The following is a 25,171-nucleotide window of genomic DNA, read 5'->3' as shown; positions in this document are numbered from 1 at the left end:
ATGACTTTCTTCCACAAAGACACTCAACTCGAATCCTTAGGCGATCGCATCCTCGACTCGACGTTTGCCGAATTTTCGGGACTCGCACGCAACCAACTGGCAATGACATGGATTGTCTACGATCCCCCTGTGTTTGTGAATACGGGAGGCGCGATTGCTCCAGAAGATTTTTGGCAGCGGCCCGTACGCGGCTATGCTTACCGGGGCGTAGAAAACGTTTATCCGGCGAGTGTCGTGAAGTTGTTTTATCTGTTGGCTGCGCACGAATGGCTGGAGCGCGGCATGATTCCTGCCTCGGCAGAACTCGATCGGGCACTCCGAGACATGATTGTAGACTCTAGCAACGATGCCACAGGTTACGTCGTTGATGTGCTAACCGGAACCACCGGAGGACCTGAAATCCCAGATGCGCCGTTTGAAACCTGGAAATCGCAGCGCAATATTGTGAATCGATATTTTCAGTCATTGGGCTGGGACGAACTGGCAACGGTAAACATTAACCAGAAAACGTGGTGTGATGGACCCTACGGGCGAGAACGAGCGTTCTACGGCGAGAATTTTGAGAATCGCAACATGCTGACCACCAATGCAGCAGCGCGATTATTGCACAGCATTGTAGGCGGAGTCGCTGTGACTCCAGAGCGATCGCGTCAAATGATGACCTTGATTCAGCGATCGCTTAACCCTGCCGACCTCGACGCCGACCCTGAAAATCAAGTGACTGGATTTATCGGTGCAGGCGTGCCGCCACAGGCTGGAGTGTGGTCAAAAGCCGGACTCACAAGCCAAGTTCGGCACGACGCAGTTTATGTCGAGTTTCCCGATGTGCGACCTTATCTACTTATCATTTTTATGGAAGGAAAACCGCACAGCACCAATGAAGCAATCCTTCCTTTTGTGTCATTACAAGTTTTAGAAGCAATGAAAACGCTGTGACAGTTTTGACTATGAATTTTCTAAAAAGGTGAAATACTATTTCTTAAGCAACGCTTTATACAGTTTTAAACCTAGTTTTTCGACACAATATCGATGTGTCCTAGAGTCAAATCACCATAACTCCTCCGCTCCTATGGGGCGGATTTTTGTGAGTATTGCTAGCGTGGGCATGGCGACGTCACTCTAGCTTCGGTAGGAGAATGTTCTTCTTTAAATGAGTAATCAAACTTGAGAAATATTAGGCAATAAAAAAGGAGCAAACTGAAGTTTGCTCCATCTAAATAATGGTTATCAACAGAGTTTTTAGTTGGCAACTTCTGCAAGCTCAATTACCCGTCCCGCATAGTCTTTAACTAGAAAATTAAGTGGTTTCTCGCGGCGAATTTTATGCTTCAAGCCGCGCGTTTGAACTCTTAGCAGAATTTGATCGAGACAATCGCGATCGAAGCAAACATGGCGATCGCGCTCTTTTTCACCCAAACTCGCGCCCGAAATCACGTGAAGTTGAGTATTTTTCTTGAGCTGATACCACAGTCCATCGTTACCATTTCCACGAGCCGTTGTGCTACCTATGCTGCTAGAAAGATACATTGGGTCAATTCCAGCCGTTCCTAGAGATTGCTCATAGTTGTAGTAATAGTGAAGCGGAATCTCAGCAACTGGCAGACTCAACATGCCTTCATAAAAGTCCCGTGCCCCTTCTACGTCTGACACCATAACTGTGTGAACTTTAGGCGCACTGGTCAGAAACATCCACATCGCAACGGCGTACGCACCAAGGAGCATAACCATGATGCCTTGCGTAGAAAATAAAGTGTCCATCATAAATTAAGTTACTGGCGCGAGAGGCTTACAAACGGATCTACAGCTTAGCTACTAGTATTGCGAAGCTACTTCATTCTAACAAGGGGGAAAAAGCAGATCCGTAAGATTTGGAGGGTAGAGCATTGAAGCAGGCAGAGTCTTCAAAAAGATAAGAAAGTTTATAAAGTGAGGAAACTGAAGCGGCTAAAAAACTTAAAAGCAAGGCTCAGATCCCTCTCATTCCTCACTTTCTCCCGCTGTATGTCTCTATTTCTTTATCTTGGTCAAGAAACTTGAGCCATTTGCCAAAAGTCACTGTTATATAGTAAGTGACATTTCCTAGTTCTTCTGAGATAAAGCTGTGCCCATTCCAACCTTTCCAGAAGCTGATCATCCGATCATTAAGTCCCTATTTCACTACAACGACCAAGAGCTTTTAACGCTATATCAGCGTTATCCTGACGCTGGGCAATACTTTGTAGCCTTGTTCTGCCGCTACAGCCCAATGGTGTATACATTGATTCAGCACGCGGCTAAATCACCTGTTCAAGCAGATTACTTGTTCGCACTGATTTGGCGGCATGTATTTCACGAATTAGTCGGCGTTGATCTCCGTGCCTTTAGTGATGGTGGAGGCACATTTCAGGGCTGGCTGTTGGCTGTGACGGCCTCTGGAATCAATGATGCGGAACTGCCTCCAGTTGAAGAAATTCATTACAACTTAAAAGCGGCATCTCCGCCGTTCTGGTGTTATCTTGATCGCGCCTTGGCTCAACTGCCTGCCGCGACCCGACTGATGGTACTGATGGCGCAGACATTTCACTGGAGCGAAACTCGGATTTCGGCTTACCTACAAGCCGAAGGAGAGGACGTTCCACCAGAAGAGGTAAAGAGACATTTGCAGGAAGGCTATCGCCTGTTGGAAAACAATCTACCGGATGACATTAGAGAGATTTACATGTGTGGGCACTCTAAGCAAGAACCCGTGCAGTTTGATCGACCATTCAATGGGTCGAATGCGCTGGAAGACAGCTTAAAAGAACTCGAATTTTTCTAATGGTGGAGGTTGACTATGGCAAGGATGGCTCGATTTGCAGTGGGACTGGTTTCCGCTTCTGTTTTAGCAGGTGCAATCGGGCTTCCGAGCCGGGCAGCCGATCTGACTCAACAACTGAATTCAGATTCCAAGGGAGCGCAAAGAACCCTCCAAAGTGAAGCCGATCGCGAGGTGCAACTCGGCACTCAACAGCAACAAATTGGCCAGGCGAACAGTGCGATCGCATCCTGGCAACGGGCGATCGCACTCTATCATCGGATTGGAGATGTAGAGGCTCAAGGGCGCGTCTATGACCTATTGGGCTATACCTATGCCAGGGTCGGACAGTTAGCCAACGCGGATGATGCCTTTCGGCGCAGACTGGCGATCGCGCGGGACAACCAAGATGTCCAAGGTCAAATCTACGCTCTGAACAACATTGGCACGATTTTGCTACAGCGTCGCAGCCTGCTCGAAGCCCAGAAGACGTTTGCGGAAGCGCTGAACGTTTCTCAGCAGATTCGGCACACCGTCGGACAAGGCATCTCGTTAAGCAATCTTGGCTTGGTGTCTTATCTGCAAGGTCAGTATCAACAGGCGATTGGGCAGCTAGAGCAAGCGAGAACATTTCGCGGGCAGTCCAAAGATCTGATCGGGGAAGCGAATACGCTGAGTAATTTAGGGGATGCTTACCAAGCAATCGCAGATTACCGCGCGGCTTACATTGCCCATCGTCAAGCCTTGTTCTTAGGGCAGCAAGGCTCAAATCGTCCCACTCAGTTTCGAGCATTAGATGGGATGATTGCCTCCTATCGAGGACTAGGGCAGGATTCTAATTTAACGGCTGCCCTCAACGAACGATTGGCACTCGCCAGCACAGACAATGATTCGATGCAGGTGCTAACGTCTCTCAAAGCGATCGCGCAATATCACCGTCAGAAAGGCGACATGCTGGGCGCAAAAAACTACTATGAGCAAGCGTTAGAGATTGCGCGATCGCTGAATGCAACAGAAGATCGAGAGTTCTTAATTACACAAATTGGAGCGCTGAATTCTCGAAAGTTTTTGCGTTAGAGGAACCGTTGCCGCCTATTGAGTTTGCATAAACCATTCAGTGACCCCATCTGCCAACGCGATCGCTAGCTTTTCTTGCTCCTTGCGATCGCGAATCCACTCAAACTCATCAGGATTGATCATAAATCCTAACTCCAGCAGCACCGATGGCGTTACGGTTGGACGGGTCAGCGCTAGATTGTTCCAGAACACGCCATAAGATGGACGGTTAAGGGTCTTGACCAAATAGTTGTGCAAGAATTCTGCCAAACTTTGCGATTGAGTTTGATACCAGAACGCCGAAACCCCTTTAGTTCTAATCGCATCGCCATCATCTGGGAGCGCATTGTAGTGAAGACTGAGCGCGATCGCGGGTTCTACTTTCGCGATCGTGGCTAAACGCGGCGGCAAATCTAAGTCAACATCGGCGGTGCGAGTCATGACGACCGTTGCTCCTCGTTTCACCAGTTCTTGACGTAATAACTGACTCGTCAACAGGGTTACATCTTTTTCTGGGTAGCCCGTTGGGCCTCTCGACCCTTGATCTTCGGGGCCGCCATGTCCAGGGTCAAGCACAATCTTGATGCCTTTGAGCGCAGACGTGCTGCGAACATTCGCTCGGCGCTGCGGCGGTGGATGCTTTAGCGACAGAATTAGCGTTGTTCCTTGGTAACGAAGTTTATATCCCCACTGTTGATTGGGTTTTAAGCGAATACGATAATCGACTTTATTTGGCTCTGCTTGTTGCCAGTCTAATCTAGTAATCACCGGCTCATTCGCTAATCGAATCGTATCAGTTTGCGCTGTTGTGTTGTAAAGCGTGAGATTAAAGACTTTATCTTCCTGCTGAACGGATACCGGAACCGCGGTTTGAAGCGGGAATAGAACTTCTGTCCAGGCTCCAACGACCCGCGACGTAATGCCCCGGATGAGCGACTTAACCGGAACCGAGCTAGGGACAGCTTTCGTCTCACTCGCTTTGATCCAGCCGCCATAGTCTAACCGTAGCCACTCTCCCTCTCGACCCGTTACAGTGGCGCGAGTTCCCTTGGGTAGCGGGGTAAGGCGCGAATAATCGGTGCTTGCTCCCGTTCGTGCTGTTCCTGGGTCTGCCGTCACCTCTACAATGTCTAGCTGTGTGGGCGCAAGAATGGTGATCTTTCCAGGAGCAGCTTGGGCAAAACTTGCTCCATTCAGATTGAGAAGATACTGCGGTTGACCCAACTCGCCTGCGGTCTGGGCCGTCGTACAGCCTGCATACTGCCCGGAATCTTTGGTCGTCGTCGGTTGGGTTAATCCAGTGAGAACGCCAGAGTTAGCCGGGAGATTTGCGATCGCCGTTTGACGCTGAAGCGGAATGATGCGATCGCGCAGTTTGACCGAAACTAACGCATTGGGAGGTGCGATCGCGCTAAAGCAAATCAGTTCTCCGGGCGCTCGAGTGATATCCACAGCAGGCGTTAGAGAATCTTGACCAAATGTTGCCCCTTGAGGTGCAGGCGGCTCTGTTGAAGTGCGCGTCACTTTTAGCTCAACGGCTTGCTCTCCGTAGCGCACAGTAAACGGGTTGTCTCCTAGCACGAGCGGAAAACTCGGCGCAAAATGCCCCGCTTGACTGCGAGAAATCACCTTACCATTGACCGAAACCTCGCCCTTGATCGGAGCCGTTCCAATCAGAAAGATTTGCTTCGCTGTCGTCTGATGATCCTTGGGTGGATAAACAATGTTGAGCGACTGATTTGCTCCCGCCGAAGTCACGATGATCACAGTCATTGCGATCGCCAACAACACAGAACCTAAAACTCTTTTCATGCCAAAACGCAACGAAGTAGAGATAAAGTAACACGAGAGTAAGACAGTTTTACAATAAAGCCGTTGAAGTAATAAAGCCGTTGAAGTAACGCTGTTGAAGCTGAACCATGGCGATGTACTTACCAGACCCAAAGGCAGCAGTGTCCTAACTCAGCCTTATGAGACTGAGTTCTATTTGCCCATTTTTTAGCAAATTAATAATCTGTGTTGTTCATCCTACGCTGGATTGTACCGTTTGATAGAGCGCGATTGTTCAGGGGGTGACAACGACCTTGAAGCGTTTGTGCAGAAAGAGATCTAGGCATTGAGCAGCAAAAAGAATCTGATTTTATTACTATGAAAGGATAGAAGCTGCCGCTTGGATTAAGCATTCTGTCATCCCTGGATTAGGGCAAATGTTCTATGAATGGCAAAAGCAATACCACTTTTTATCGGGAGCAGAACGGCTGTAACTGGGCTGTGGCAGTGATTACAGGCTCGTTGTCACCCCCTGAGGCGCGATTGGCTCTGCCAAGCACCAAAGGATCGCACTCCACCAAGTATCCTACTACTCACCCTCGCTAAAAACGCTTAGTTGGTTAGTATTGAATTGAACAAATAAATATCTAGGTGTAATTTTACAGATGATCTGGAATGACCGTATCTCTTACGCTAAGATCGCTGACTAAGCCGCCCTCAAAATTAAGTTGGTAATAGGTCGCCTTCACTTCTGGACCAAACACAATTTCATCCGAACTTTGCAATTCGTGAGATTTTAGTTTCCGTCCGCCAATTAGCAGGCCGTTGGCACTCGAACGTCCCTTCAGCGTGCCATCTACAATTCGATAAAAGTAACTTCCATCTTCTCTAGGAAGCTGAATGATGGTGGCATGACGACGAGAAACAAACTGTGAAAATAGGCAAATGTCGCATCTTGAATCCCGCCCAATTAGATACATGGATTCCGTTAGGGTAAACTCCCGCCGACCGCGATCGTCGTTTACCAAGAGCCGATGGATAAATTGAGGTTCTAAAGTCATACCGCCGCTCGCCGCTTGCCTATTGTATTTTTTAACACCAGATCAACCCTTAGGCGCATTTCTTAAGGGTACACAGGATAGCCAAATTGCCCACAGCTTTCGCCTAACTATGTCAGAATAGACCGGATATATTCCTACCCAAGCGTCTCCAGGGTCTTATGACTAAGTTTGTGTTTGTTACAGGCGGTGTAGTTTCTAGCATCGGCAAAGGGATCGTGGCATCCAGTCTAGGACGATTGCTTAAATCACGAAACTATTCAGTGTCAATTCTTAAACTTGATCCCTACATCAATGTTGACCCTGGAACGATGAGTCCGTTTCAGCATGGGGAAGTATTTGTCACGGAAGATGGGTCAGAGACCGACCTCGATCTGGGCCACTATGAGCGATTTACCGATACGGCGATGTCTCGGCTCAATAGCGTGACTACAGGATCGATTTATCAGGCAGTGATCAATAAGGAGCGGCGGGGCGACTACAACGGCGGCACAGTACAAGTCATTCCACATATCACCAATGAGATTAAAGAGCGGATTTTAAGAGTCGCCAAAAACACAAATCCAGATATTGTGATTACGGAGATTGGCGGCACGGTAGGGGATATCGAATCGCTGCCGTTTTTGGAGGCAATTCGTCAGTTTCGCAAAGAAGTGGGGCGGCAAAATGTGCTGTACATGCATGTGACGCTCGTGCCCTGGATTCCGTCAGCAGGTGAAATGAAGACGAAACCAACGCAGCACTCCGTTAAAGAATTGCGATCGATTGGGATTCAGCCCGACCTTCTCGTATGCCGCAGCGATCGCGCCTTGCCTGCTGGACTCAAAGAAAAGATGTCTGAGTTCTGTGACGTGCCAACTCAGTGTGTGATCACGGCACAAGATGCCCGCAGCATCTACGAAGTGCCACTGATTATGGAGAAAGAAGGACTCGCGACTCAAGCCATCGATCTGCTTCACATGGAGCAGCGTCAGCCCGATTTGAGCCAATGGCAGACTCTAGTGGAGCGGCTGTATCAATCGACACAGCAAGTAGAGATTGCGATCGTTGGAAAATATGTGCGCCTTTCGGATGCGTATTTGTCAGTCGTAGAAGCGCTAAGGCATGGTGCGATCGCGACCGGAAGCGCCTTAAAACTTCGCTGGGTCAGTTCTGAAGATATTGAAGAACAGGGAGCAGACGAACTGTTGCAGGGCGTCAACGGCATTGTTGTGCCGGGTGGATTTGGCATTCGAGGGGTAGATGGTAAGATTGCCGCGATCGAATACTCAAGGCTTAACCAAATCCCGTTCTTGGGCTTGTGTCTGGGGATGCAGTGTTCGGTGATCGAATGGGCACGCAATATCGCCCACCTAGACCAGGCACACAGCGCTGAGTTTGTGCCCGATGCACTTAATCCAGTGATCAACCTTCTGCCGGAGCAGCAGGATGTGGTGGATCTCGGTGGCACGATGCGCTTAGGGCTGTACCCATGCCGTCTAACTCCCAACACGCAAGCGTTTCGCCTCTACCAAGATGAAGTCATCTACGAGCGGCATCGTCACCGCTATGAGTTCAACAATGCCTATCGCAATTTGTTCTCAGAATCGGGTTACGTGGTAAGCGGAACTTCTCCCGATGGGCGATTGGTGGAAATTATCGAACTACCCAATCATCCATTTTTTGTCGCAACTCAGTTTCACCCAGAATTTCAGTCGCGCCCCAGTAGACCTCATCCGCTGTTTAAGGGATTGATGCAAGCGGCGCTGGTGCAGAGCGAAACCCATGTTTCAGCAGCATCATCGACGGCGGAGGAACCGAAGGCGTTGTTTCAGGCGTTTACGGCGGGATAAAAGGATGAGGGATGAGAGAGGAACGCCTGTGGTAGCGCTTCGCCAGGGAAGGTGAAGCATTAGCATTGCTGACGGCAAGCTGTACCAGCAAGAGATGAAGTCATACATGTTGTTTCATGCCTCATCCTTCATGCTTCATTTTCGCGGTTCCTACAGAGTTGCGCTCTGCGCTAATTGCGAGTTTCGCGGCTCCCACCATTCCTGCTCGATTTCCTAATTCTGCCCGAATCAATTTCAACCCCCATCGAGAACTCGGATGCACGCGCTGTTCGATTTCTGCCCAAGCTGACGGAAAGAAAAACTGGGCGCTGCCGCTTACCCCGCCGCCCAGTACGATCGCTTCGGGTGTCAATACATAAATTAAGCTCGTCAACCCAACACCTAAATCGCGCCCATAGGTCTTCCAAAATTCCAAGGCTGTCGGATCGCCTGCTTCTGCTAAACGACTGAGTTCCTCTGGTTCTTGTCCGGTACGCCGCCGAATGGCGGACGCTGAAACATGTTGCTCTAATGAACCGCGATTGCCACTGTTGCAGGTTTCACCGTCAGGATTTACGGTGATTAATCCTAGTTCGCCTGCTGCACCATCGTGCCCGACAAAGAGTTCACCATTGAGAATAATTCCGCCGCCGACACCTGTTCCGAGCGTTAGCAGAATCATATTTTGATACGATCGCCCTGCGCCGAGCCAAGCTTCTCCAAGGGCGGCACAGTTGGCATCGTTTGCGATCGCAGTGGGTCGCCCGGTCTTCTCTTCAAGCCAGTCGGAGAGCGGAACGTCGATCCAACCGGGCAGATTAATCGCAACTCTGGCAATGCGACCGGAAGCATCCGCAGGCCCAGGCATTCCGACACCAATGGCGATCGCGCCAGCGTCAGGATCAAGTTGCGCGATCGCATCTACCAATACGGCTAATACAGCTTCTGGAGTCGCGGGTTGTGGCGTCGCAACGATCAGCGATTGTAGACAGGTTCCGTCTTGGGTAAAGCGTCCTAGCTTAATCGCCGTTCCTCCTAAATCGATGCCTAAGACTTGGTAAGGAGAGGAAGGTGATCCCATGTTTAAGACTGTTGGTATTCATTCTCGCGATCGCCGATGGTGGCTCATCGGATTGCCCTCAGTATACTGCTGCGATCGCGTTTCGAGGAGGGCGATCGCTTGGCAAAATTAGCCGCGATCGCAGCAGATCCACAGATTTGGTCAGTGCAACGAGAATTCCTAAGCTATTGCCGTACTACCGTGATTTGGGAAAGGGTTGCCCCGGAATAAACTGACCCTGCATCTTGCGGACATAAGGCTGCCGACTTGCAAGACATTCCTCGATCGCTTGGCTCTCCTGAGTGGGCGCATTCTTCCAAGATGTCTCCCCTTGAAGCTGCCATTGTCCTCCTCGGCTGCTCTCATTAAACGACGTTCCACCTTGCCCAACGTCTAGCGCCTCATTAGTTGAATCCCGATAAAGCTTGCCATCGCGAACCGATAGACTACTGACTGTAATGGCGAGATTGCCTTGATAGGGCGTCGGGGGACCGTCCACACTCATGAGACATGTCCGTCCGCTCCGAGCGGCCACCGCCCGCCGCGATCGCGCAAACATACTCCCCTGAGCAAAATAGTTTCCAGGCTTCAAACTTGCAGCACCCGAAACGATTGGCTCAACAAATCGACGATTTGCTCGCACAAAACAGTCACCACGTTGTGCATTCGTGTGCACTCCTAACCAGGAATTCCCGTCGCGATCGCGCAGCATGATCTGTTGAGCCCCCCAGTTTCCAGTGACAGCCCTCAATTCCTGCCCCTTGGCAAACGAAAAAACAACCGACCACTGAGAAATGTTGTGCCGATTGTTCTCATACAAAGCAGTCGGTGCATTCGCACCATCCAAAGCAACGGGGCGAAACTCCGACGCCATGCGACAGTTTAATCCTTTGGGATCTGCGTCTACCACTCTCCACTTCTGGTAGCCCGCTCCCGCTTGGCGAGGCGGCGCATCGACGTAATCTCCTACAGCATTGAGGCGCGGGGTTGCAGATGCAGCCTGAACCGTAAGTAGCAATCCGGTCACAAAAAACACAGAAGCACGAATGCTAACGCTACAGCGATTAGCACAACGCGAAACTTCAGAACCGCAAACAGAGAACCGTTTCATATCCACTCCAGAAACTATATTCTAGAGATACATAGAATCGTTTAGCTAATACGGACTGACGAGAAATTGTTAACAGATTGCAAGCTGAATCAGCCATGAGCAATCAAGCTTGCAATGTATTTGCCTTCTGGAGTTAGGCTTTGCGCTAATTGCGGTCTTGAGATTGCAATTAGCGCAACAATAGGATCTATGAGCCTAATCCAGTTAAGGAGTGGCGTAAAAATCGGAACTTAGGGTGAGCCGTAGATCAGTTGAAGGATTAATCACAATCAAATTATCAGGCGTCTGAGTCGGATTAGTAGCCTGCCCACCTGTTGCACCTGTAAGAATGCTACCCACATCCACTTTTTGTCCCAAAAGGACGGCTAGTGCCGCGTTGGTTGCCGCCGAGGTAACAGCATCTTTTAGCGTTCCAGGATTGGTGTTTTGGTCTACCCGTTGCCCGTTGACTACTTGCGATCGCGCACTCAAGGGATAGGAGCGAGTGCCAATGGTGACTTGTTGAGCAATAAACTGGGTTCCCAAAACCTGAGAGTTGCTGCTGACCGGAATCAGTTGACCCACAATCTCGCTGTCTCTCGGAATGACAACCGCACCTTGAGCATTTTTAATGTCATCTACAACCCGCAAGTTAAGGTTGTTGATGGTTTCGCCAGGAGTGACCACAATTTTGTTGGAACCGAGATAGCGAATGTTAACAGCCGTTCCTTGAGCCACTTTATAGCGAGGATCGGTGGAGACTGGAGAAGTCGTCGGAGTTGGGGTGCTGCCCGTTGCGGGTGTCGCGGTTATTTTGGCAATGTAGGTGTTGGCACCTTCGCTTGTGGCGATCGGCGAGAGTTTTCCTTGATTGACCAATGCCTGATGAATATAAGCCGCGACATCAGCACGAGTTGCAGTTTCGTTGGGATTGAGGAAGCTGACATTGGGGTAGTTGACGACTACATTGCGTTCTGCCGCAGCCGCAACGCCAGTTTTAGCATAGTCAGGAATTTCCCCACTATCTCTAAAGGCAGCCAGGGTTGTTGTCGCGACGCCTTTAGGCGTGTAGTTTAAGCCGCTCGACAGCGAGACGAGCACCTGTACTTTTGGAATTTGCTGTTCTGGTTTAAAGGTGCCGCCCGGATAACCGCTCATGAAACCTGTCTCGTAGGCTTTGTTGATCGCTGAAGTTGCCCAGTATTTAGCGGGAACATCGCCAAATCCACGTGCAACGCGGACTTGGTTGCCGGTAAAGGCGTTTTTGACGATCGCGGCAAACTGGGCGCGGGTGACTGGAGCATCGGGTTTGAACGTGCCATCGGGAAAGCCAGCGATAATCTGTTTTTCAGCCAGCGTTTCGATGAAGGGTCTAGCCCAGTGAGAGCGGGCATCGGTGAAATTGGCGGCGGAGGCTGGAGCCGAGGTGACCATCGGTACAACGGTGCTTGCGGTCATACCCAGTACCAGCAGTAGCGCACTTGATGACAGATGACGAACGTTAGACATGGAAAAGACTCCGTAAAGTATTGAGAGAGTATGAGCCATACGTATTTTGCGATCTTTTGGAGCTTGGCAACGCCAATCGCAAAAGGTCGTTTTGAGCAATGCTCGCCAGCTCAGTAGAAGTAGGGATCTAACTATAAATTTTGTTCGACTTTATCGTTCGGTTTCAATGGCATGTTGATTAACCACTTGGTAATCCGACTGAGGTTGTGTGGCTTTGTTCCCAGGACTTTTTATTCGTGGAGGGAGGTGATTTAGGTGCCAAGGGCATAAGTGAAAGGTCTAAGGGGTAATGTCTAATTTGACACTCCAACCTTTTTTACCGCAGATTCTCTACTTTGAGCGAAATGTTTCGCGCTTTGAAATTAGGGTTTGTGCTGAGCATCACTATCCACCCACAGAATCTAATGTGGGTATCCAGCACAATCATTCTGTAACACCTCCATCGTCTTGAGCGACAGGCCCCATTGGTTCAACATTACGTTGCCGGCATCTAATTGGACGGGAATTGATGCAAATGTTTTTTCCGCTACAGGAGTACGATCGCTTCATCTCATTTCTCGATCCTTTGTTACATCACTCGTTTCCTTGTTCCCACCTTGTGCTTCTTCGTTCCTATCTTGTGATCCTTATGATCCAGTCAAAAGATTTTGAATACGATCGCGCGATCGCATCAATGCTTCAGCTGCTCCCGAAAGAATGTTCAACGTCATCGAAGCCGATTAGGCTTGGCTTTTTAGCGATTTGGCGTTGTAAAGTTTCGAGGATGCTACTTTTACTCCTCGCTCTGCCATCCTCTCTTCCAAATCGCGCACCCTTCAGAGATGCGAAGCTAACTCATCAGAACACTACCGATCTTGCTGTTTCAGAAGCTTTTGAATTTCGGAGCTAGGCTTGTAGTTGACGCCAAAGGGTGAAGGACTGCCATCCTTTAGAATCTCCGGTGTCACCAAGATGACAACTTCCCGGCGCTCTTTAGCTGTCGTGCGGCGTTGAAATAACCGACCCAGCAAGGGAATATCCCCCAAGATAGGCACCTTTGTCACATTTGACTGGATTTGATCTTGAATGATGCCTGTCAGAATTAAAGTCTGGGCATCTTGCAATCGGATGCGACCCGTTTCTAGACGGCGTTGTAGCAGCAGCCTAGCTTGCGAGCCTTGATCTTCAAAAACAGCACCCGAAGGAGCACTAATTTCGGGCGAGATATTGAGCGTCACATATCCCTGTGGATCAATGCGATCGACAGTGACGTTTACAATGACACCTGCGGGTCGAATAATGGGACGGCGTCTCAGTGGCGTGACCGTACCCGTGGTACCCAGAAATCGAGTATCTTCAATCGTTTCAAATCCTGAAAAGATTTCCTGAGTCAGATTAACTTGCGCTGAACTTCCTTCCTGTACAACTAGCGTGGGATTCGTCAAAATCTTCGCGGACTGATTTTGAATTGAAGCGAGCAAGTTCAGTAAAAAGTTGCGAGCTAGGGGGACAGCCGCACCCGCGCCCGTAGCCGTTCTGCCGATGTTGGCAAAGAACGAGCCTGCGGTATCAAACCCCAAACCAATCGTTTTACTGGCTTGATACTGCAAATCTGCATTAGAGCTACTCCCTTTGATGAGATCAACATCAATGATTTTGATATTGATTGCAACTTGCTTTGTCAACACATCTAGCTGCTTTAGCTTCAGCGTGGCAATCTCAACTAAGCGTCGAGAGCCGATTAACGTCAGTGTATTGGTGCGAGGTTCGGCGATGACCTCTAATCCACTCAGTAGGCTAGAGCTAGCTTTGGAGGGTGACCTAGAGAAATCGGGCTGCACAGTTTGAGGAAAACCAGTTGAAGATGGAGAGCCTGGAAACTGGCTAGCAGCAGAATTAAACGTACTTGTTGGAGCAGGATTAAACGTACTTGTTGGAGCAGGATTAAACGTACTTGTTGGTTTAGTGGTTACGCCACCATTCGCTCCAAACAGTTCTAAAAATTCTTTTGCTCCTTGATATCGAACGTTTTCTGCAGTTGTTGTTGCCCGTTTAATCGAGGTTTGTGCAGTTGCGGCGGACGCTCTGACATCATATCCATTGAACACGCCTGAGTTTGTGCCGAAACTGCTACCCGTACTAGAGCCACTGACGGTTCCCCCAGTTTCGGCCAAACTTGTTAGGTTTTGAGTGACAACCGAATCAGAAGTTGCTTTTACCTGATTAAGCTGATAGGTTCTCATGAGTTGAGTTTGAGCATTATCCAGGTAGACATCTGAGAAATTAGCGTCTACTTCCAGAGAAGCTGTTTCTTGAGGCGTGGAAGGCAACGGAGCAGCGTCGGATGGCGCTCCGGATGGCGTAACAGGACTCGCAGAGGATGATTGAATGCTGGGAGTGGCAGACGGTGTTGAGGCATTAGGAGGACTTGCGATCGCGCCTTGGGGAGACTGCCCAACGGTGCGATCGGGAGCCTTATTAGGACTTGACACAACAGCCTGTCGCTTTGACAAAGCCTGTTGCTTTAACTTAGATGCAAAGCCTAAAGTAACGCTTTTACTATCCTGCCGAACAACTCGCTCAACGGGTAAAGCAGTCGTACCGTTAACAATGACTGAAACATGATTTGGCTCAAATTGAGCCACAACGATTGAAGCAATTTCAGGCGTGGGATTCTCTTGACGCAACGCATTGCCTTGGGGCAGACGAAGCTGCGTATTCACGAAATTCATGGTGAGAGTATTCTCACGGCTCACACTCGATCGCTGAAGCTGAGGATCACCTTGAATCTCAAACGTGACTTCTAGGCCCGTTTCAGCGGCTTGAAGCTGAATCCCTGTAATTGCTGTTCTAGTCTCAGTCGCCACAGTAGCCTGTGTCAACGCTACAAAAGCGCTAACTCCCATTAACGCTTGGCCAATTGAACGATGCATCTTTTTGTAGCTCTATCGATAAACTCTGTTTTCAGACATGCTTGACCGTTCTACCAACAAATAGCAAACTGCGCGATTTGAGCTAGTTGAAAGCTGTAAGCCTTGTAGAATTTAGCACGATAAAACTAAACCACAAAGCAGCCCTAAAGACACGATCTGGGCTTTAGCTTTTTATTTTGCGTCTTCAGGAATCCGATCTAGATCCATCTCCGTATTATCTACATGAGTGTTTTCACTCAGCCATGCGGAGTCCCTAAACCAGTGAAGCGGTTGAAGATGAGCGATCAATGATCAACAGTTTTCAAAAGTCAACATGGCTAGGTATTCGCAAACCGCGATCGCCATTTTTGTGATTGAGCAGTAAACCCTACAAACTGGGCTTGACTTGAAGCAGCCCCAGTCTTTTTTTGAAGAAGTAGATCCAACCTACTAGTTCAAAGCCCCCGATTAGGACGAAAAACCGCAAGGAAGGAATCATGAGAATTAGTGTTCAGAGCGTTGCTCACGCCCTACTGAATATAGGTAGAAGTTTCATTAGAAGGTGTGTCGAGCAAGTGCTTTCTCCTATCAAGCAGCTATTTCAGCAGGGTATTAGACCTTGGCTCAGGACAGCTGGAATTTCTGTTGTCGTCTTGCTAACCGTTGTTCTCTATGCCGCGCTTCCAGCTAGAGCCTCTGATCACCAAGACACGACCTTTTTAGCGACTCAACGAACCGCCGCCGATCTGACCGACCTATTCGTATTTGAAAGTCCAGATCCGAGCAAGGTGGTTCTGTCGATGAATTTTGATCCGTTGATCGCTCGGGGCGAGAACAGACCCTTCGACCCCAGTGTTCTCTACCAGTTCAAAATTGATAATACGGGTGACGGGATTGAAGACCGGGTGATCCAAGTCAAGGTGAACGATCGAGGACCCAATCAAACCGTCTCGGTGTTTGGACCCGATCGCCCAGAACGAATTGGAACCGTCTCAACATTGCTTGGTGCTAGACGTCAGGGTCGGATCAACGAGGTATTCGCAGGTCCTGGAGGTTCTACCGTCTTCGTGGGAACGCGGAAAGACCCCTTCTTTTTCGATTTGGAGCAGTTCTTCAAAATTCTTCCAGACCGCAACTACCTGATGCAGCCGAATCCAAGCCCGCCCCTAACGGTTACGTCCTTCCGGCCTCCTGGTGAAGCACAAGATACGCTAGCTCCCTTTAACGTCCACTCGATCGTGATCGAGCTACCTAGAGAACAACTGGGCACTGGCAAGATTGGGGTTTGGATGACGACCAGCGTTGCCGACCCGAGACGCAGAACTGGAGCCTTTGTTCAAATTGAGCGGTTAGCGGTTCCAGCCCTGAATGAGCTCTTTATGGACTTTAACGCTCACAATGAGAGCAATATCAAGACTCCGACAGAAGATGCTCCCAATCAATCCAACTTCATTCGCTCCTTTGTTCAAACGATCGGGCGACCCCAAGGAATTGCTGATGCTGTCATCTCAGTCGCGATCCCCGATGTGATTCAAGCTGACCTTTCTAAGCAAGGCGGTTCCTACTTTGGCACTCAGTTAGCTGGAAACTTCGGTGGCAGAAGACCAACAGATGACGTGATTGATGTCACTGCTTCTGTTGTCTTCGGCAGTGCAGTTACCAACATTACTGAAGGTGCAATTCCTAGCCTGACGAGTGACAATGTTGGTCCTAATCCTGCCAACTTCCTACCTACGTTCCCCTATCTCGGTAATCCTCTTTAGGCAATATGGCTCGACGATCGCTGAGGCTGTTAGTGGTACTAGTCAGCCTGCTTTTACTACTAGGACAGCCTTCTATGCTGGCGTTAGGGACTGGCAAGGAACTACTTCCGGCTATTCAACCGGAGGTAGAAGCTTCAGAACAAGTCTTCCCGGACTACCTCCAGCGTTCTGAGATCATCAGCACCTATGAGGAGCAAGTGCGTCAGTCTCCTGACTCTTTTCTGCTCCTACGGTTGCTGGCGGCTCAATATCTGAGGCGCTTTCGTGAACGGGCAGATGTAGACGATCTGTTGCGAGCCGAACAAGCGGCGCGGCGATCGCTGGCAATCCAACCGCGCCAAAATGTAGCCGCTTCGATGCTGCTGGCTTCAGCGTTGCTATCGCAGCACCGATTTAGGGAAGCGTTGCAAGTCGCGATTAGCGCTGAGCAACTTGCTCCTAACAACGCCAACCTTGTCTCGCTAAAAGCCTCCATTCAAATGGAACTGGGCGACTATAACGCTGCTCAGCAGCTATTGCAGACCCTAACCGACGAGTCAGAATCAGGTCATAGCGCTGTTGCTGCTCGTTACCTGGAGCTAACCCACAGCTTGGCGGCAGCACGGCAACTGATGGATTCAACCATGCAGCAGATGGATGCGTTCTACACGAACCCAGCAGAAACCCGCGCCTGGTTTCATGTGCGGTCTGGCGATCTAGCCTTTCTGTCTGGCGATCTGTCTCTAGCAGAGCGGCGATATCGGGAAGCGCTTGATCTGTTTCCAGAGGATATTGCGGCGTTTACGGGGTTGGCTCGTCTATACGCGGCGCAGCATCGCTGGCAAATGTCTTTAGAAGCGGCAAACCAGGGGCTAGAACGGTTGCCTTTGGTTGAAACCTTGGGCTACAAAGCGGACGCTCAACGTACATTGGGCGATCCACAGGGCGCAACAGCAACGGAAGCATTGATCGATGTCGTAGCACACCTAAGTCGGGTTCAAGGAATTTACGATCGCGCTTTGGCGGTCTACTACATTGAACACAACATCCATTTACCAGAGGCGTTAGACATTGCTCAGCGGGAGGTATCTGTGCGAGATGACATTTATGCTGAAGATACGTTGGCATGGGCGGCAGCGGCTAATGGGCAATGGCAAATTGCTCAACAAGCCGCGCAACAGGCAACCCGTTATGGCACAGAAGACCCCCTGTTGCAGTTTCATGCCGGTATGATTGCGCTGCATTGCGGCGATCGCGTTGGAGCAACCCAACATCTTCAGCAAGCCTTGAGTCTGAATCCTCAGTTTCATCACAAATACGCCACAGAGGCTCACCAGGTTTTGGCTGACCTGACAACTCATGGTGATGCTCAGCAAGCGAACTCCCACTCACCCTTGATTCTGAGAAATCTGTTATGAGAACCCTGCTGCCTTGCTCAACCTGGATCGCCGCGATCGCGGCGGTGTTTCTATGGATGCCTGTCGCGGATGCCCATCCCCTCGGCAATTTCACCATCAATCACTATGCAGGAGTACAAGTCGCGCAAGATGAAGTAGCGATCGATTATGTTCTAGATATGGCTGAAATTCCAGCTTTTCAAGAAATCAATCAAATCGATACCAATCACAACCGCAAAGCTGACTCTGCTGAGACGGTTAACTACCCGGCTGATAAATGTCATGAGGTTCAATCTCATTTGGCGTTGCAGGTCAACCAGCAGCCTTTGGCGCTTTCGCTCAACAGTACGATCGTTGAGTTTCCTCCTGGGGTCGGAGGATTAGCGACTCTGCGCCTTACCTGCGGTTTTCAGGGCGCGATTGGATCGGCAACTGCGGTCAGCACGACTCAACGGGTTGAGTTTGAAGATAATTTCTACCCGCAGCGCTTAGGCTGGCGTGAGATTACGGTAACAGCCGCAGAAGGTGTTTCTCTCCAGGGCAATGTCACAGCTTCGAGCATCACAAATCGCTTGACAGATTACCCCACCGATCTCCTCAGTAGTCCCCTAAATCAGCGCCAAACTTCGTTTGAGATCAATCCATTATCCTTCGCTCAACCGATTGCACCAATGCCGACACCATCTGATCGCTCCGATCAAGCTTTAGCGGGCAGAAGCAATGATGCGTTCACCCGGTTGATCACGTTAGAAGAACATAATGTTTTCACAGTTCTGGTAGCGTTAGCGATCGCCTTTGTCTGGGGTGGGCTGCACGCTCTATCGCCAGGACATGGCAAAACTATAGTCGGTGCTTATTTGGTGGGGTCTCGTGGTAAAGCTCAACATGCCCTTTTGCTGGGGCTAACCGTAACGCTGACCCATACCGCAGGCATCTTTGCACTGGGACTGTTGATGCTTGGCACGTCTCGGTTCATTTTGACGGAGCAACTGTACCCTTGGCTGAGCGGACTTTCTGGCGTGCTGATGACGGGAATCGGGCTGAACCTATTGATGAATCATTTACGTGGTTCTCAACTCTTTCGGAACTGGACGTGGAGACAGGGCTACACCAACCTTGCCTATTCCCACGGTGAGCTTAGCCCTGTCCATCACCATCATGAACACGTAGCCACTCATCACGCTCATCACACCCATGATCACGGTGAGCATAGCCATCATGGTGAACACAGTCATCCTGCTCATCACACCCATGATCATAGTGAACATATTCATACTCATGGGCACAAGGCGCATTCCCACCTGCCGCCCGGTGCTGATGGTTCTGCCATTACTTGGTCTAGCATTCTAGCTTTAGGAATTTCAGGAGGAATATTGCCTTGTCCCTCAGCATTAGTAGTGTTGCTGAGCGCGATCGCGCTAGGTCGGATTGGCTTTGGACTCGCGCTCGTGTCTGCTTTCAGCCTAGGTCTAGCGGGCGTACTCACCGGGATTGGATTGATATTGGTCTACGCCAGGGACTGGTTTGAGCAACTTCCGCTCAAGTTGCCTAACAGCAAATTGTTTCCAGCCGCAAGCGCCTTGTTGATTACTCTAATTGGTCTAGGTATTACAACGAAGGCGTTGTTCACTCATACATTGTGAGCATTAGCATTGTGAGCATTAGCGTGTTGAGACTAGTTTCAACACTAAGTTCTAATGAAATACCACATGTTTGTAATAGCAATCACCAGACTTGAGCTTTCAAGATCAGCATTTCAATGAATTACTGTTTGAGGAAAATTATGAAACGCTATAGCCTAATCTTTTTAATCACTGCTCTCTGCATCATAGTCTCCTTTGAAGTAAGCATGTGGCAGACTGAAAGGCTCTTCTGGCTCAAGCTAGGCATGTAGTTGCAGCAATGCTCCGGGCTAGAAATTGTGAGTGCGGCTCGCTAGAACTCGACTTTCTTCAAAAAATGGAGCATTGTTCTGAACTAAGAACTTAATGCTGTGTTAAATGGCACTGCTTATTTAGGGCAGATTTTCAGAGATATAGCCAGATTTTACTCTGCCACAAGAGTGCTTTCTTGTTTCAGCAAAACTGAGTAAAAGTTAAACAGATAAACACTCTGTGGTTGTGCAGCAGCTTTCAAGTGTGTCAAGTGTGTGTAAGTGTGAGGAAACCCCAAATGTTAAAAGTGTTACTGAACTCATTGCTAGTTAGTCCGGTTGTTCTAGGTGTAACCTTGGCTGCTTCTGCTGCGATGAGTGCAGAGCGCAGCTTCGCAGGAACTGCTCAGCAAGCTTCTGCGATCGTGACTGAGAAGCAGTCAAATATTTCAGCATCTGCTCTATCTGCTGAAATTGCGCCTGTTAAAACTGCTCCTGCTGAAATCGCACCTGCTGCAATGGTGCAACCTCAACTGCAACCTCAACTGAAGGTTGCTACACCTCTTCAAGTCGCGCAGGTTTCTGTAGAAACGCCCGCTGCTGCACCCAGTTCTGACACGACCTCGATTAATCAGATCGACGCCACTGCCGCCGGACAAGTCACTTCTGTTTCTCAGCTTTCTGACGTTCGTCCCACCGATTGGGCGTTCCAAGCTCTGCAATCGCTTGTCGAGCGCTACGGCTGTATTGCAGGTTATCCTGACCGGACGTACCGAGGCAATCGTGCCCTAACTCGTTATGAGTTTGCGGCAGGGTTGAATGCGTGTCTCGATCGCGTGAATGAACTGATTGCAGCATCAACGGCTGACCTGGTGAAAAAGGAAGACCTCGCAACCCTGCAGAAACTACAAGAAGAATTTGCAGCTGAACTAGCAACCTTACGCGGTCGCGTCGATTCCCTAGAAGCTCGGACGACGACGCTAGAGAAGCAACAGTTTTCCACCACAACCAAGTTAGCGGGTGAAGCAGTCTTTGCCGTGACAGATGAATTTGGGGTTGATGAAACGGGCGGAAACAACACCGTTCTCCAAAATAGAATTCGTCTGGCGCTCAACACCAGCTTCACGGGTTCAGACCTTTTGGTTACTCGTCTAACGGCTGGAAATGCCGATGCGTTTACGCTGACGAACCCCACCCAACCCGGTGGCACAAACGCTGAGGGTCTTCAGACCTTCAACTTTCGGAGTACAGGCAACAACCAGGTGAATATCGATCGGGTGTCTTACTCCTTCAATCTCAGCGACAAGGCGAGATTTTACATTCCAGCCATCGGAGGACTTCACTCCGACTACGCGCCGACCAGCAACCCTGCTCTCGATTCGGGTACAGGTGCGACAGGCCCGCTCTCGTTGTTTGCTGAGCGCAACCCGATTTACTTCATTGGTGGCGGTTCTGGTATTGGTGTGAACTTCCAACCGACTCCTGCTTTCACCATCAGCGCAGGGTATTTGGCAGATAACTCTGGTGCAACGAGTGTTGTTTCTCCGGGTGCTAACAGTCCTACAGACAAGAACGGTTTGTTCAATGGCAGCTATTCTGCGTTGGCTCAGGTAAATTTCAAGCCAAGTGAAGCCTTGAGCGTTGGTCTGACCTACATGAATGCTTACCGTCGCTCTGCAATTTTTGACGCGGGAAGTGGCGGTACGGGTCTATTAGGAACGTTACTTGCCAATCAAGGCATCAACGGAGCAGGCGGCATTGCTCCAGCAAACGTCAATGCTTACGGCGCGGAAGTTTCGTTTAGACTGAGCCGAAATTTGGTACTCAACGGCTTTGGTTCTTATGTCAACGCTAACTTCATTGGAGACGGTCGCGGTTCACAAGACATTTGGACTTACGGCGCGGGTCTTGCGCTTCCTGATTTTGGTAAGAAGGGCAACCTGCTTGGCTTTATCGCAGGTGCTGAGCCATACCTGGGTGATGCTGTCAGAAATAGCGTTCCACTCCACTTTGAAGGCTTCTACAAGTACCAACTGAACGACAACATTTCGGTTACACCAGGCGTGATCTATATCGTCAATCCTGGTCAAGATAATAGAAATGATAATGTTCTGATCGGTACGCTGAGAACCACTTTCACCTTCTAATTTCCTTCTACCTCTTTGTGCCAACTTAGAGCTAGGAAGCAAAAGCTAGTAGAGTGAGGGGATAAGTCTAACTACTGATTTCGCTTGGCTTTATGCAAGGGTTTGACAATTTCCTTTGCATAAAGTCTGTGGTTGTGCAGCGAATTGTTTATAGCGATAAACGATCTATACTCAATCTCGTTTCCTTTATCAATCCAATTCACTTGCCCTTTGCGAATCATATTCATTGCTTCGATGCCGCTCAAGGTTCATCTCGCCTTGTTCAACGGCCCGAATCCCATCATCGGTTTTAAGTTCAATCATGCGATCGCTTGTTGTTGTCCTATTCCAGTTAAGGGAGCATCAGGTTATTGCCCTGTTGCCTGACGGCAAACCTCGACTTCGTGCTCCACATACTCCCACTCTTTGCTTGTGCGCATCCGCAGCAGTAATTCATCAAAAGTCGTGGTGTGCTCCGGTGCAAATTCAAACCAAGTGAGAAAATCAAATGTCTCACCGAGATCGCAACAGTGAAGCAACCAACGAGCAACCCCTGGAAGATATTCCGACGTTGCTGAATAGCGGGATGAATGAAGCAGGGACAGGAACATGCGAGAATTTGAGATAGTGAATAGCAAGCGAATGGCGTGTCTCAGCCTTTCTTCGGACTTGGAATAACACAAGGTTTTGCGATGCAATCGCGCTAGATCATGCCCTAGCTGAGGATTTTCACCTTCTGCTCGGGTCATGTAGGTCTGACTGACAATCTGATCCGCATCGGGAATGGACTTGTCGGGTAATAACGAGAGAAGTGGTTGAAAGTTCTACTGTGCAAAGGTTACAGCGATTTTTCTTAAAATCGGCTGAAATGCTTGTTGGATAAAGCTTTCAAGGTTTTTTATCTTATTTCCAGACAACTCTAGTGTGATCGAAATGCTGTGATCATGGGATCAAAAGTCCACATCTTGATCTTCATCTTCATTGTCTTCCAACTCATCTAGAGCCGCCTCATCTAGAGAGGATACTTGTTCTTCAATCGATAGGCTCGGCAGTTCAAGCGAAGGATTGTCGAGATCTACAACTGCCCCATTAAACGCATCTGCAAGATTTAGGGCAGCTCTGGCGGCTTCATCTTCCCAATCATCATAGTAGGCTGGAGGCGCGTCAAAGGTTGGCAAAAGAGCGTCTGGAGGTGGGTCGGCGATCGCAAGCTCTGGATCAGGCTGTGCCAGAGAAGTGGCAACAGCATCTGTTGAATCTAAGCGGGTTGAGTCGGATGACACGTCTTCAAAACTTCGTTCTGTGCTGAGCGGCTTGACATCATTGCCACTCATGTCAGAATGGGCGTTGCTTTGCTCGGTCAGAGCAGCATTTGCAACAACAAGACTTAATTTAATCTCGATGCCTAACGTCTTTAAAAATGCAGCTTTAATGTTAGCTACTCGTCCTTGAGCGATATTAAACAGCTTTTCTTTGATGCTAACTTGAGCGGTTTGACCATCAAAGGAGAGCAAGTTTCCCTGCTGGCTCAGCAGAGCTTGAATTCCAAGCGGCTGTAAGTTTGAAAGGACTCGTTGCCAAAGTTCTGCTAAATCTTGTTGAGCGGATGTTGCATCTTGACGTTGAACACCCTCCTCAGCAGGAGCGGGCGCGGCGTCGGGAGCCGCCGATGAGCCATTGGACGTTATGGGACTGGAAGTTGTGGGACTGGAAGTTGTGGGACTGGAAGTTGTGGGGCTTAGAAGCGCGTCTGATGTTGGAGTAGGCGTTGATGCCGCGTTTGGCTCTGCCAAGCTCCCAAAGATTGCCGGTTCTGTCGATTCAACCTGAGCTTTGGGTGGAGCTTTTAGTGAAGGACTCACATTGATAGTCGGTTGGATGCTGCTGGCTGAGGGTAACAATCCTAATAAAGTCACTTCTAACCATAAACGCGGTTGAGTGGTGTTCTTTAATTGCACCTCGCTATCTTTGAGATGCTTTTGTCCGACCAGAATGGTGCTGATGTTGAGATTTTTGGCGAAGTCGCAGAGGTGCTGCCAAGTCGGCGGCGTGAGCGCGACTAAATCGCCACGATCGCGGGCCGTCTTCGCGATCAATAAATCTCGGTAGAAGCTCGCTAAATTTTGCAATACGATCAACGGCTCTCGTCCGCGATCCATTAATTTTCGGGTCGTGTCGAGAACGGTTTCTGGATTATCGGAGGCGATCGCTTCGACTAAGGTCATCAAATCCCGTTCTGGCACTGCGCCAACTAAGTCCCACACCCGTTCTGAGGTAATCTCTCCAATGAGCAAACTCAGTTGGTCGAGCAAACTCTCGGCGTCGCGCAATCCGCCTTGGGAGATTTGCGCGATTAACTGTAAGGCTTCTTTGGTGATGGAAATACTTTCTTTCTGTGCGATCGCGCTTAAATGTTTCACCATGGGCCCTAATGGAATGCGTCGAAAATCAAATCGTTGACAGCGTGAAATGATGGTTGGAAGAACACGTTGAGGATCGGTTGTGGCAAGAATAAAGACCACGCGATCGGGTGGTTCTTCTAACGTTTTGAGCAACGCATTGAAGGCGGCATTGGAAAGCATGTGGACTTCATCAATCACATACGCTTTGTAACGACATTGAACTGGGGCAAATTGAGCACGCTCAATCAATTCGCGAATGTTGTCTACCCCGGTGTTACTCGCAGCGTCAATTTCAATCACATCTAACGCTGAACCATTGGCGATCGCGCGGCAGGTTTCACACACGCCGCAGGGCTGATCGGTGGGTGCGTCGGATGCCAAGCAGTTCAGCGATTTAGCAAAAATCCGTGCGCTCGATGTTTTACCCGTTCCGCGTGCGCCTGTGAAGAGATAGGCAGGCGCAATCCGGTTTTGCAGCAGCGCATTTGAGAGCGTGGTTGCGATCGCGTCTTGTCCGACGAGTTGAGTGAAGGTTTGGGGACGATATTTGTGGTGGAGCGGAATGTACGTCACGGCAATCAATCATCGGAGTGGGACTGATTGATCCTATCAG

Annotated in this window: 18 protein-coding genes and 1 pseudogene; 9 read left to right on the top strand and 10 right to left on the bottom strand. The window is 49.5% G+C overall.

Annotated elements, in window-relative coordinates:
* Entirely contained in the window at window positions 1-936 is a 936-nt protein-coding gene (locus AC5I6P_RS15365; RefSeq protein ID WP_495694651.1) for a serine hydrolase, read from the top strand.
* A 303-nt stretch (window positions 937-1,239) separates the two neighbouring features.
* Here the strand turns inward: AC5I6P_RS15365 and AC5I6P_RS15360 are convergent, their stop codons facing one another.
* On the bottom strand, window positions 1,240-1,728 hold the full coding sequence (locus tag AC5I6P_RS15360) for a VOC family protein (protein WP_495694650.1): 489 nt from the start codon (window positions 1,726-1,728) through the stop codon (window positions 1,240-1,242).
* A 373-nt stretch (window positions 1,729-2,101) separates the two neighbouring features.
* Between AC5I6P_RS15360 and AC5I6P_RS15355 the strand changes: the two genes are divergently transcribed.
* Complete coding sequence (locus AC5I6P_RS15355) at window positions 2,102-2,797, top strand: RNA polymerase sigma factor (protein ID WP_495694649.1); 696 nt, start codon at window positions 2,102-2,104, stop codon at window positions 2,795-2,797.
* A gap of 15 nt (window positions 2,798-2,812) precedes the next feature.
* Window positions 2,813-3,850, top strand: a complete 1,038-nt coding sequence (locus AC5I6P_RS15350; RefSeq protein WP_495694648.1) for a tetratricopeptide repeat protein — start codon at window positions 2,813-2,815, stop codon at window positions 3,848-3,850.
* A 15-nt stretch (window positions 3,851-3,865) separates the two neighbouring features.
* On the opposite strand, the gene AC5I6P_RS15345 is transcribed toward AC5I6P_RS15350, so the two are convergent.
* Together AC5I6P_RS15345 and AC5I6P_RS15340 are read right to left on the bottom strand one after the other, a co-directional pair.
* Window positions 3,866-5,641, bottom strand: coding sequence for an N-acetylmuramoyl-L-alanine amidase family protein (locus AC5I6P_RS15345; RefSeq protein ID WP_495694647.1), 1,776 nt, complete (start codon window positions 5,639-5,641; stop codon window positions 3,866-3,868).
* Between the two features lie 617 nt (window positions 5,642-6,258).
* Window positions 6,259-6,660, bottom strand: coding sequence for an FHA domain-containing protein (locus tag AC5I6P_RS15340; RefSeq protein WP_495694646.1), 402 nt, complete (start codon window positions 6,658-6,660; stop codon window positions 6,259-6,261).
* Between the two features lie 158 nt (window positions 6,661-6,818).
* Here AC5I6P_RS15340 and pyrG point away from each other — a divergent pair, with 158 nt between their 5' ends.
* The gene (pyrG, locus tag AC5I6P_RS15335) at window positions 6,819-8,489 is read left to right on the top strand and encodes a CTP synthase (RefSeq protein WP_495694645.1); all 1,671 of its coding nucleotides are present in this window, start codon (window positions 6,819-6,821) and stop codon (window positions 8,487-8,489) included.
* A 121-nt stretch (window positions 8,490-8,610) separates the two neighbouring features.
* On the opposite strand, the gene AC5I6P_RS15330 is transcribed toward pyrG, so the two are convergent.
* Window positions 8,611-9,549 (bottom strand): ROK family protein, encoded by a 939-nt coding sequence (locus tag AC5I6P_RS15330; protein WP_495694644.1) that lies wholly within the window; start codon window positions 9,547-9,549, stop codon window positions 8,611-8,613.
* Window positions 9,550-9,585: 36 nt separating this feature from the next.
* On the opposite strand from AC5I6P_RS15330, the gene AC5I6P_RS15325 reads away from it, so the two are divergent.
* Window positions 9,586-9,759: a hypothetical protein gene (locus AC5I6P_RS15325; protein ID WP_495694643.1), complete on the top strand. Its 174-nt coding sequence runs from the start codon at window positions 9,586-9,588 to the stop codon at window positions 9,757-9,759.
* Here AC5I6P_RS15325 and AC5I6P_RS15320 read toward each other — a convergent pair.
* From AC5I6P_RS15320 to AC5I6P_RS15310, 3 genes are all read right to left on the bottom strand, one after another.
* Complete coding sequence (locus AC5I6P_RS15320; protein ID WP_495694642.1) at window positions 9,725-10,639, bottom strand: hypothetical protein; 915 nt, start codon at window positions 10,637-10,639, stop codon at window positions 9,725-9,727. The two genes, AC5I6P_RS15325 and AC5I6P_RS15320, sit on opposite strands and share 35 nt — an antisense overlap.
* A gap of 204 nt (window positions 10,640-10,843) precedes the next feature.
* Window positions 10,844-12,127, bottom strand: coding sequence for an S-layer homology domain-containing protein (locus tag AC5I6P_RS15315; RefSeq protein WP_495694641.1), 1,284 nt, complete (start codon window positions 12,125-12,127; stop codon window positions 10,844-10,846).
* An 845-nt stretch (window positions 12,128-12,972) separates the two neighbouring features.
* Entirely contained in the window at window positions 12,973-15,039 is a 2,067-nt protein-coding gene (locus tag AC5I6P_RS15310; protein WP_495694640.1) for a secretin GspD/PilQ domain-containing protein, read from the bottom strand.
* 476 nt (window positions 15,040-15,515) lie between these two features.
* Here AC5I6P_RS15310 and AC5I6P_RS15305 point away from each other — a divergent pair, with 476 nt between their 5' ends.
* The 4 genes from AC5I6P_RS15305 to AC5I6P_RS15290 all read left to right on the top strand — a co-directional run bounded on the left by AC5I6P_RS15305 (window position 15,516) and on the right by AC5I6P_RS15290 (window position 22,177).
* Window positions 15,516-16,781, top strand: coding sequence for a DUF4331 domain-containing protein (locus tag AC5I6P_RS15305; protein ID WP_495694639.1), 1,266 nt, complete (start codon window positions 15,516-15,518; stop codon window positions 16,779-16,781).
* Between the two features lie 5 nt (window positions 16,782-16,786).
* Complete coding sequence (locus AC5I6P_RS15300; RefSeq protein WP_495694638.1) at window positions 16,787-18,178, top strand: tetratricopeptide repeat protein; 1,392 nt, start codon at window positions 16,787-16,789, stop codon at window positions 18,176-18,178.
* Window positions 18,175-19,800, top strand: coding sequence for a nickel/cobalt transporter (locus AC5I6P_RS15295; protein WP_495694637.1), 1,626 nt, complete (start codon window positions 18,175-18,177; stop codon window positions 19,798-19,800). Before AC5I6P_RS15300 ends, AC5I6P_RS15295 begins: the two co-directional genes overlap by 4 nt.
* Before the next feature lie 529 nt (window positions 19,801-20,329).
* A complete protein-coding gene (locus AC5I6P_RS15290) occupies window positions 20,330-22,177 on the top strand; it encodes an iron uptake porin (RefSeq protein ID WP_495694636.1) in 1,848 nt (615 codons plus the stop codon).
* A 347-nt stretch (window positions 22,178-22,524) separates the two neighbouring features.
* Here AC5I6P_RS15290 and AC5I6P_RS15285 read toward each other — a convergent pair whose 3' ends face one another.
* The 3 genes and pseudogenes from AC5I6P_RS15285 to AC5I6P_RS15275 form a co-directional block, all read right to left on the bottom strand.
* Window positions 22,525-22,767 carry a hypothetical protein gene (locus tag AC5I6P_RS15285; RefSeq protein ID WP_495694635.1) on the bottom strand — a complete coding sequence of 81 codons (243 nt, stop codon included), beginning with the start codon at window positions 22,765-22,767 and terminating at the stop codon, window positions 22,525-22,527.
* Window positions 22,670-22,941 (bottom strand): annotated as a pseudogene (locus AC5I6P_RS15280) (IS1 family transposase); the annotation flags it as partial. The gene AC5I6P_RS15285 and the pseudogene AC5I6P_RS15280, both read right to left, overlap by 98 nt.
* A gap of 165 nt (window positions 22,942-23,106) precedes the next feature.
* A complete protein-coding gene (locus tag AC5I6P_RS15275) occupies window positions 23,107-25,131 on the bottom strand; it encodes a DNA polymerase III subunit gamma/tau (RefSeq protein WP_495694634.1) in 2,025 nt (674 codons plus the stop codon).
* Window positions 25,132-25,171 lie beyond the last annotated feature (40 nt).

The organism is Myxacorys sp., assembly GCF_059501405.1.
This window is presented reverse-complemented; position numbering and strand designations above follow the sequence as displayed.

Excerpts from the sequence above, each read along its gene's own strand:
- AC5I6P_RS15365 (WP_495694651.1), top strand. The coding sequence starts at position 1 with ATGACTTTCTTCCACAAAGACACTCAACTCGAATCCTTAGGCGATCGC.
- AC5I6P_RS15360 (WP_495694650.1), bottom strand. The coding sequence starts at position 1,728 with ATGGTTATGCTCCTTGGTGCGTACGCCGTTGCGATGTGGATGTTTCTG.
- AC5I6P_RS15350 (WP_495694648.1), top strand. The coding sequence starts at position 2,813 with ATGGCAAGGATGGCTCGATTTGCAGTGGGACTGGTTTCCGCTTCTGTT.
- AC5I6P_RS15345 (WP_495694647.1), bottom strand. The coding sequence starts at position 5,641 with ATGAAAAGAGTTTTAGGTTCTGTGTTGTTGGCGATCGCAATGACTGTG.
- AC5I6P_RS15340 (WP_495694646.1), bottom strand. The coding sequence starts at position 6,660 with ATGACTTTAGAACCTCAATTTATCCATCGGCTCTTGGTAAACGACGAT.
- pyrG (WP_495694645.1), top strand. The coding sequence starts at position 6,819 with ATGACTAAGTTTGTGTTTGTTACAGGCGGTGTAGTTTCTAGCATCGGC.
- AC5I6P_RS15330 (WP_495694644.1), bottom strand. The coding sequence starts at position 9,549 with ATGGGATCACCTTCCTCTCCTTACCAAGTCTTAGGCATCGATTTAGGA.
- AC5I6P_RS15325 (WP_495694643.1), top strand. The coding sequence starts at position 9,586 with ATGGTGGCTCATCGGATTGCCCTCAGTATACTGCTGCGATCGCGTTTC.
- AC5I6P_RS15320 (WP_495694642.1), bottom strand. The coding sequence starts at position 10,639 with ATGAAACGGTTCTCTGTTTGCGGTTCTGAAGTTTCGCGTTGTGCTAAT.
- AC5I6P_RS15315 (WP_495694641.1), bottom strand. The coding sequence starts at position 12,127 with ATGTCTAACGTTCGTCATCTGTCATCAAGTGCGCTACTGCTGGTACTG.
- AC5I6P_RS15310 (WP_495694640.1), bottom strand. The coding sequence starts at position 15,039 with ATGCATCGTTCAATTGGCCAAGCGTTAATGGGAGTTAGCGCTTTTGTA.
- AC5I6P_RS15305 (WP_495694639.1), top strand. The coding sequence starts at position 15,516 with ATGAGAATTAGTGTTCAGAGCGTTGCTCACGCCCTACTGAATATAGGT.
- AC5I6P_RS15300 (WP_495694638.1), top strand. The coding sequence starts at position 16,787 with ATGGCTCGACGATCGCTGAGGCTGTTAGTGGTACTAGTCAGCCTGCTT.
- AC5I6P_RS15295 (WP_495694637.1), top strand. The coding sequence starts at position 18,175 with ATGAGAACCCTGCTGCCTTGCTCAACCTGGATCGCCGCGATCGCGGCG.
- AC5I6P_RS15290 (WP_495694636.1), top strand. The coding sequence starts at position 20,330 with ATGTTAAAAGTGTTACTGAACTCATTGCTAGTTAGTCCGGTTGTTCTA.
- AC5I6P_RS15285 (WP_495694635.1), bottom strand. The coding sequence starts at position 22,767 with ATGTTCCTGTCCCTGCTTCATTCATCCCGCTATTCAGCAACGTCGGAA.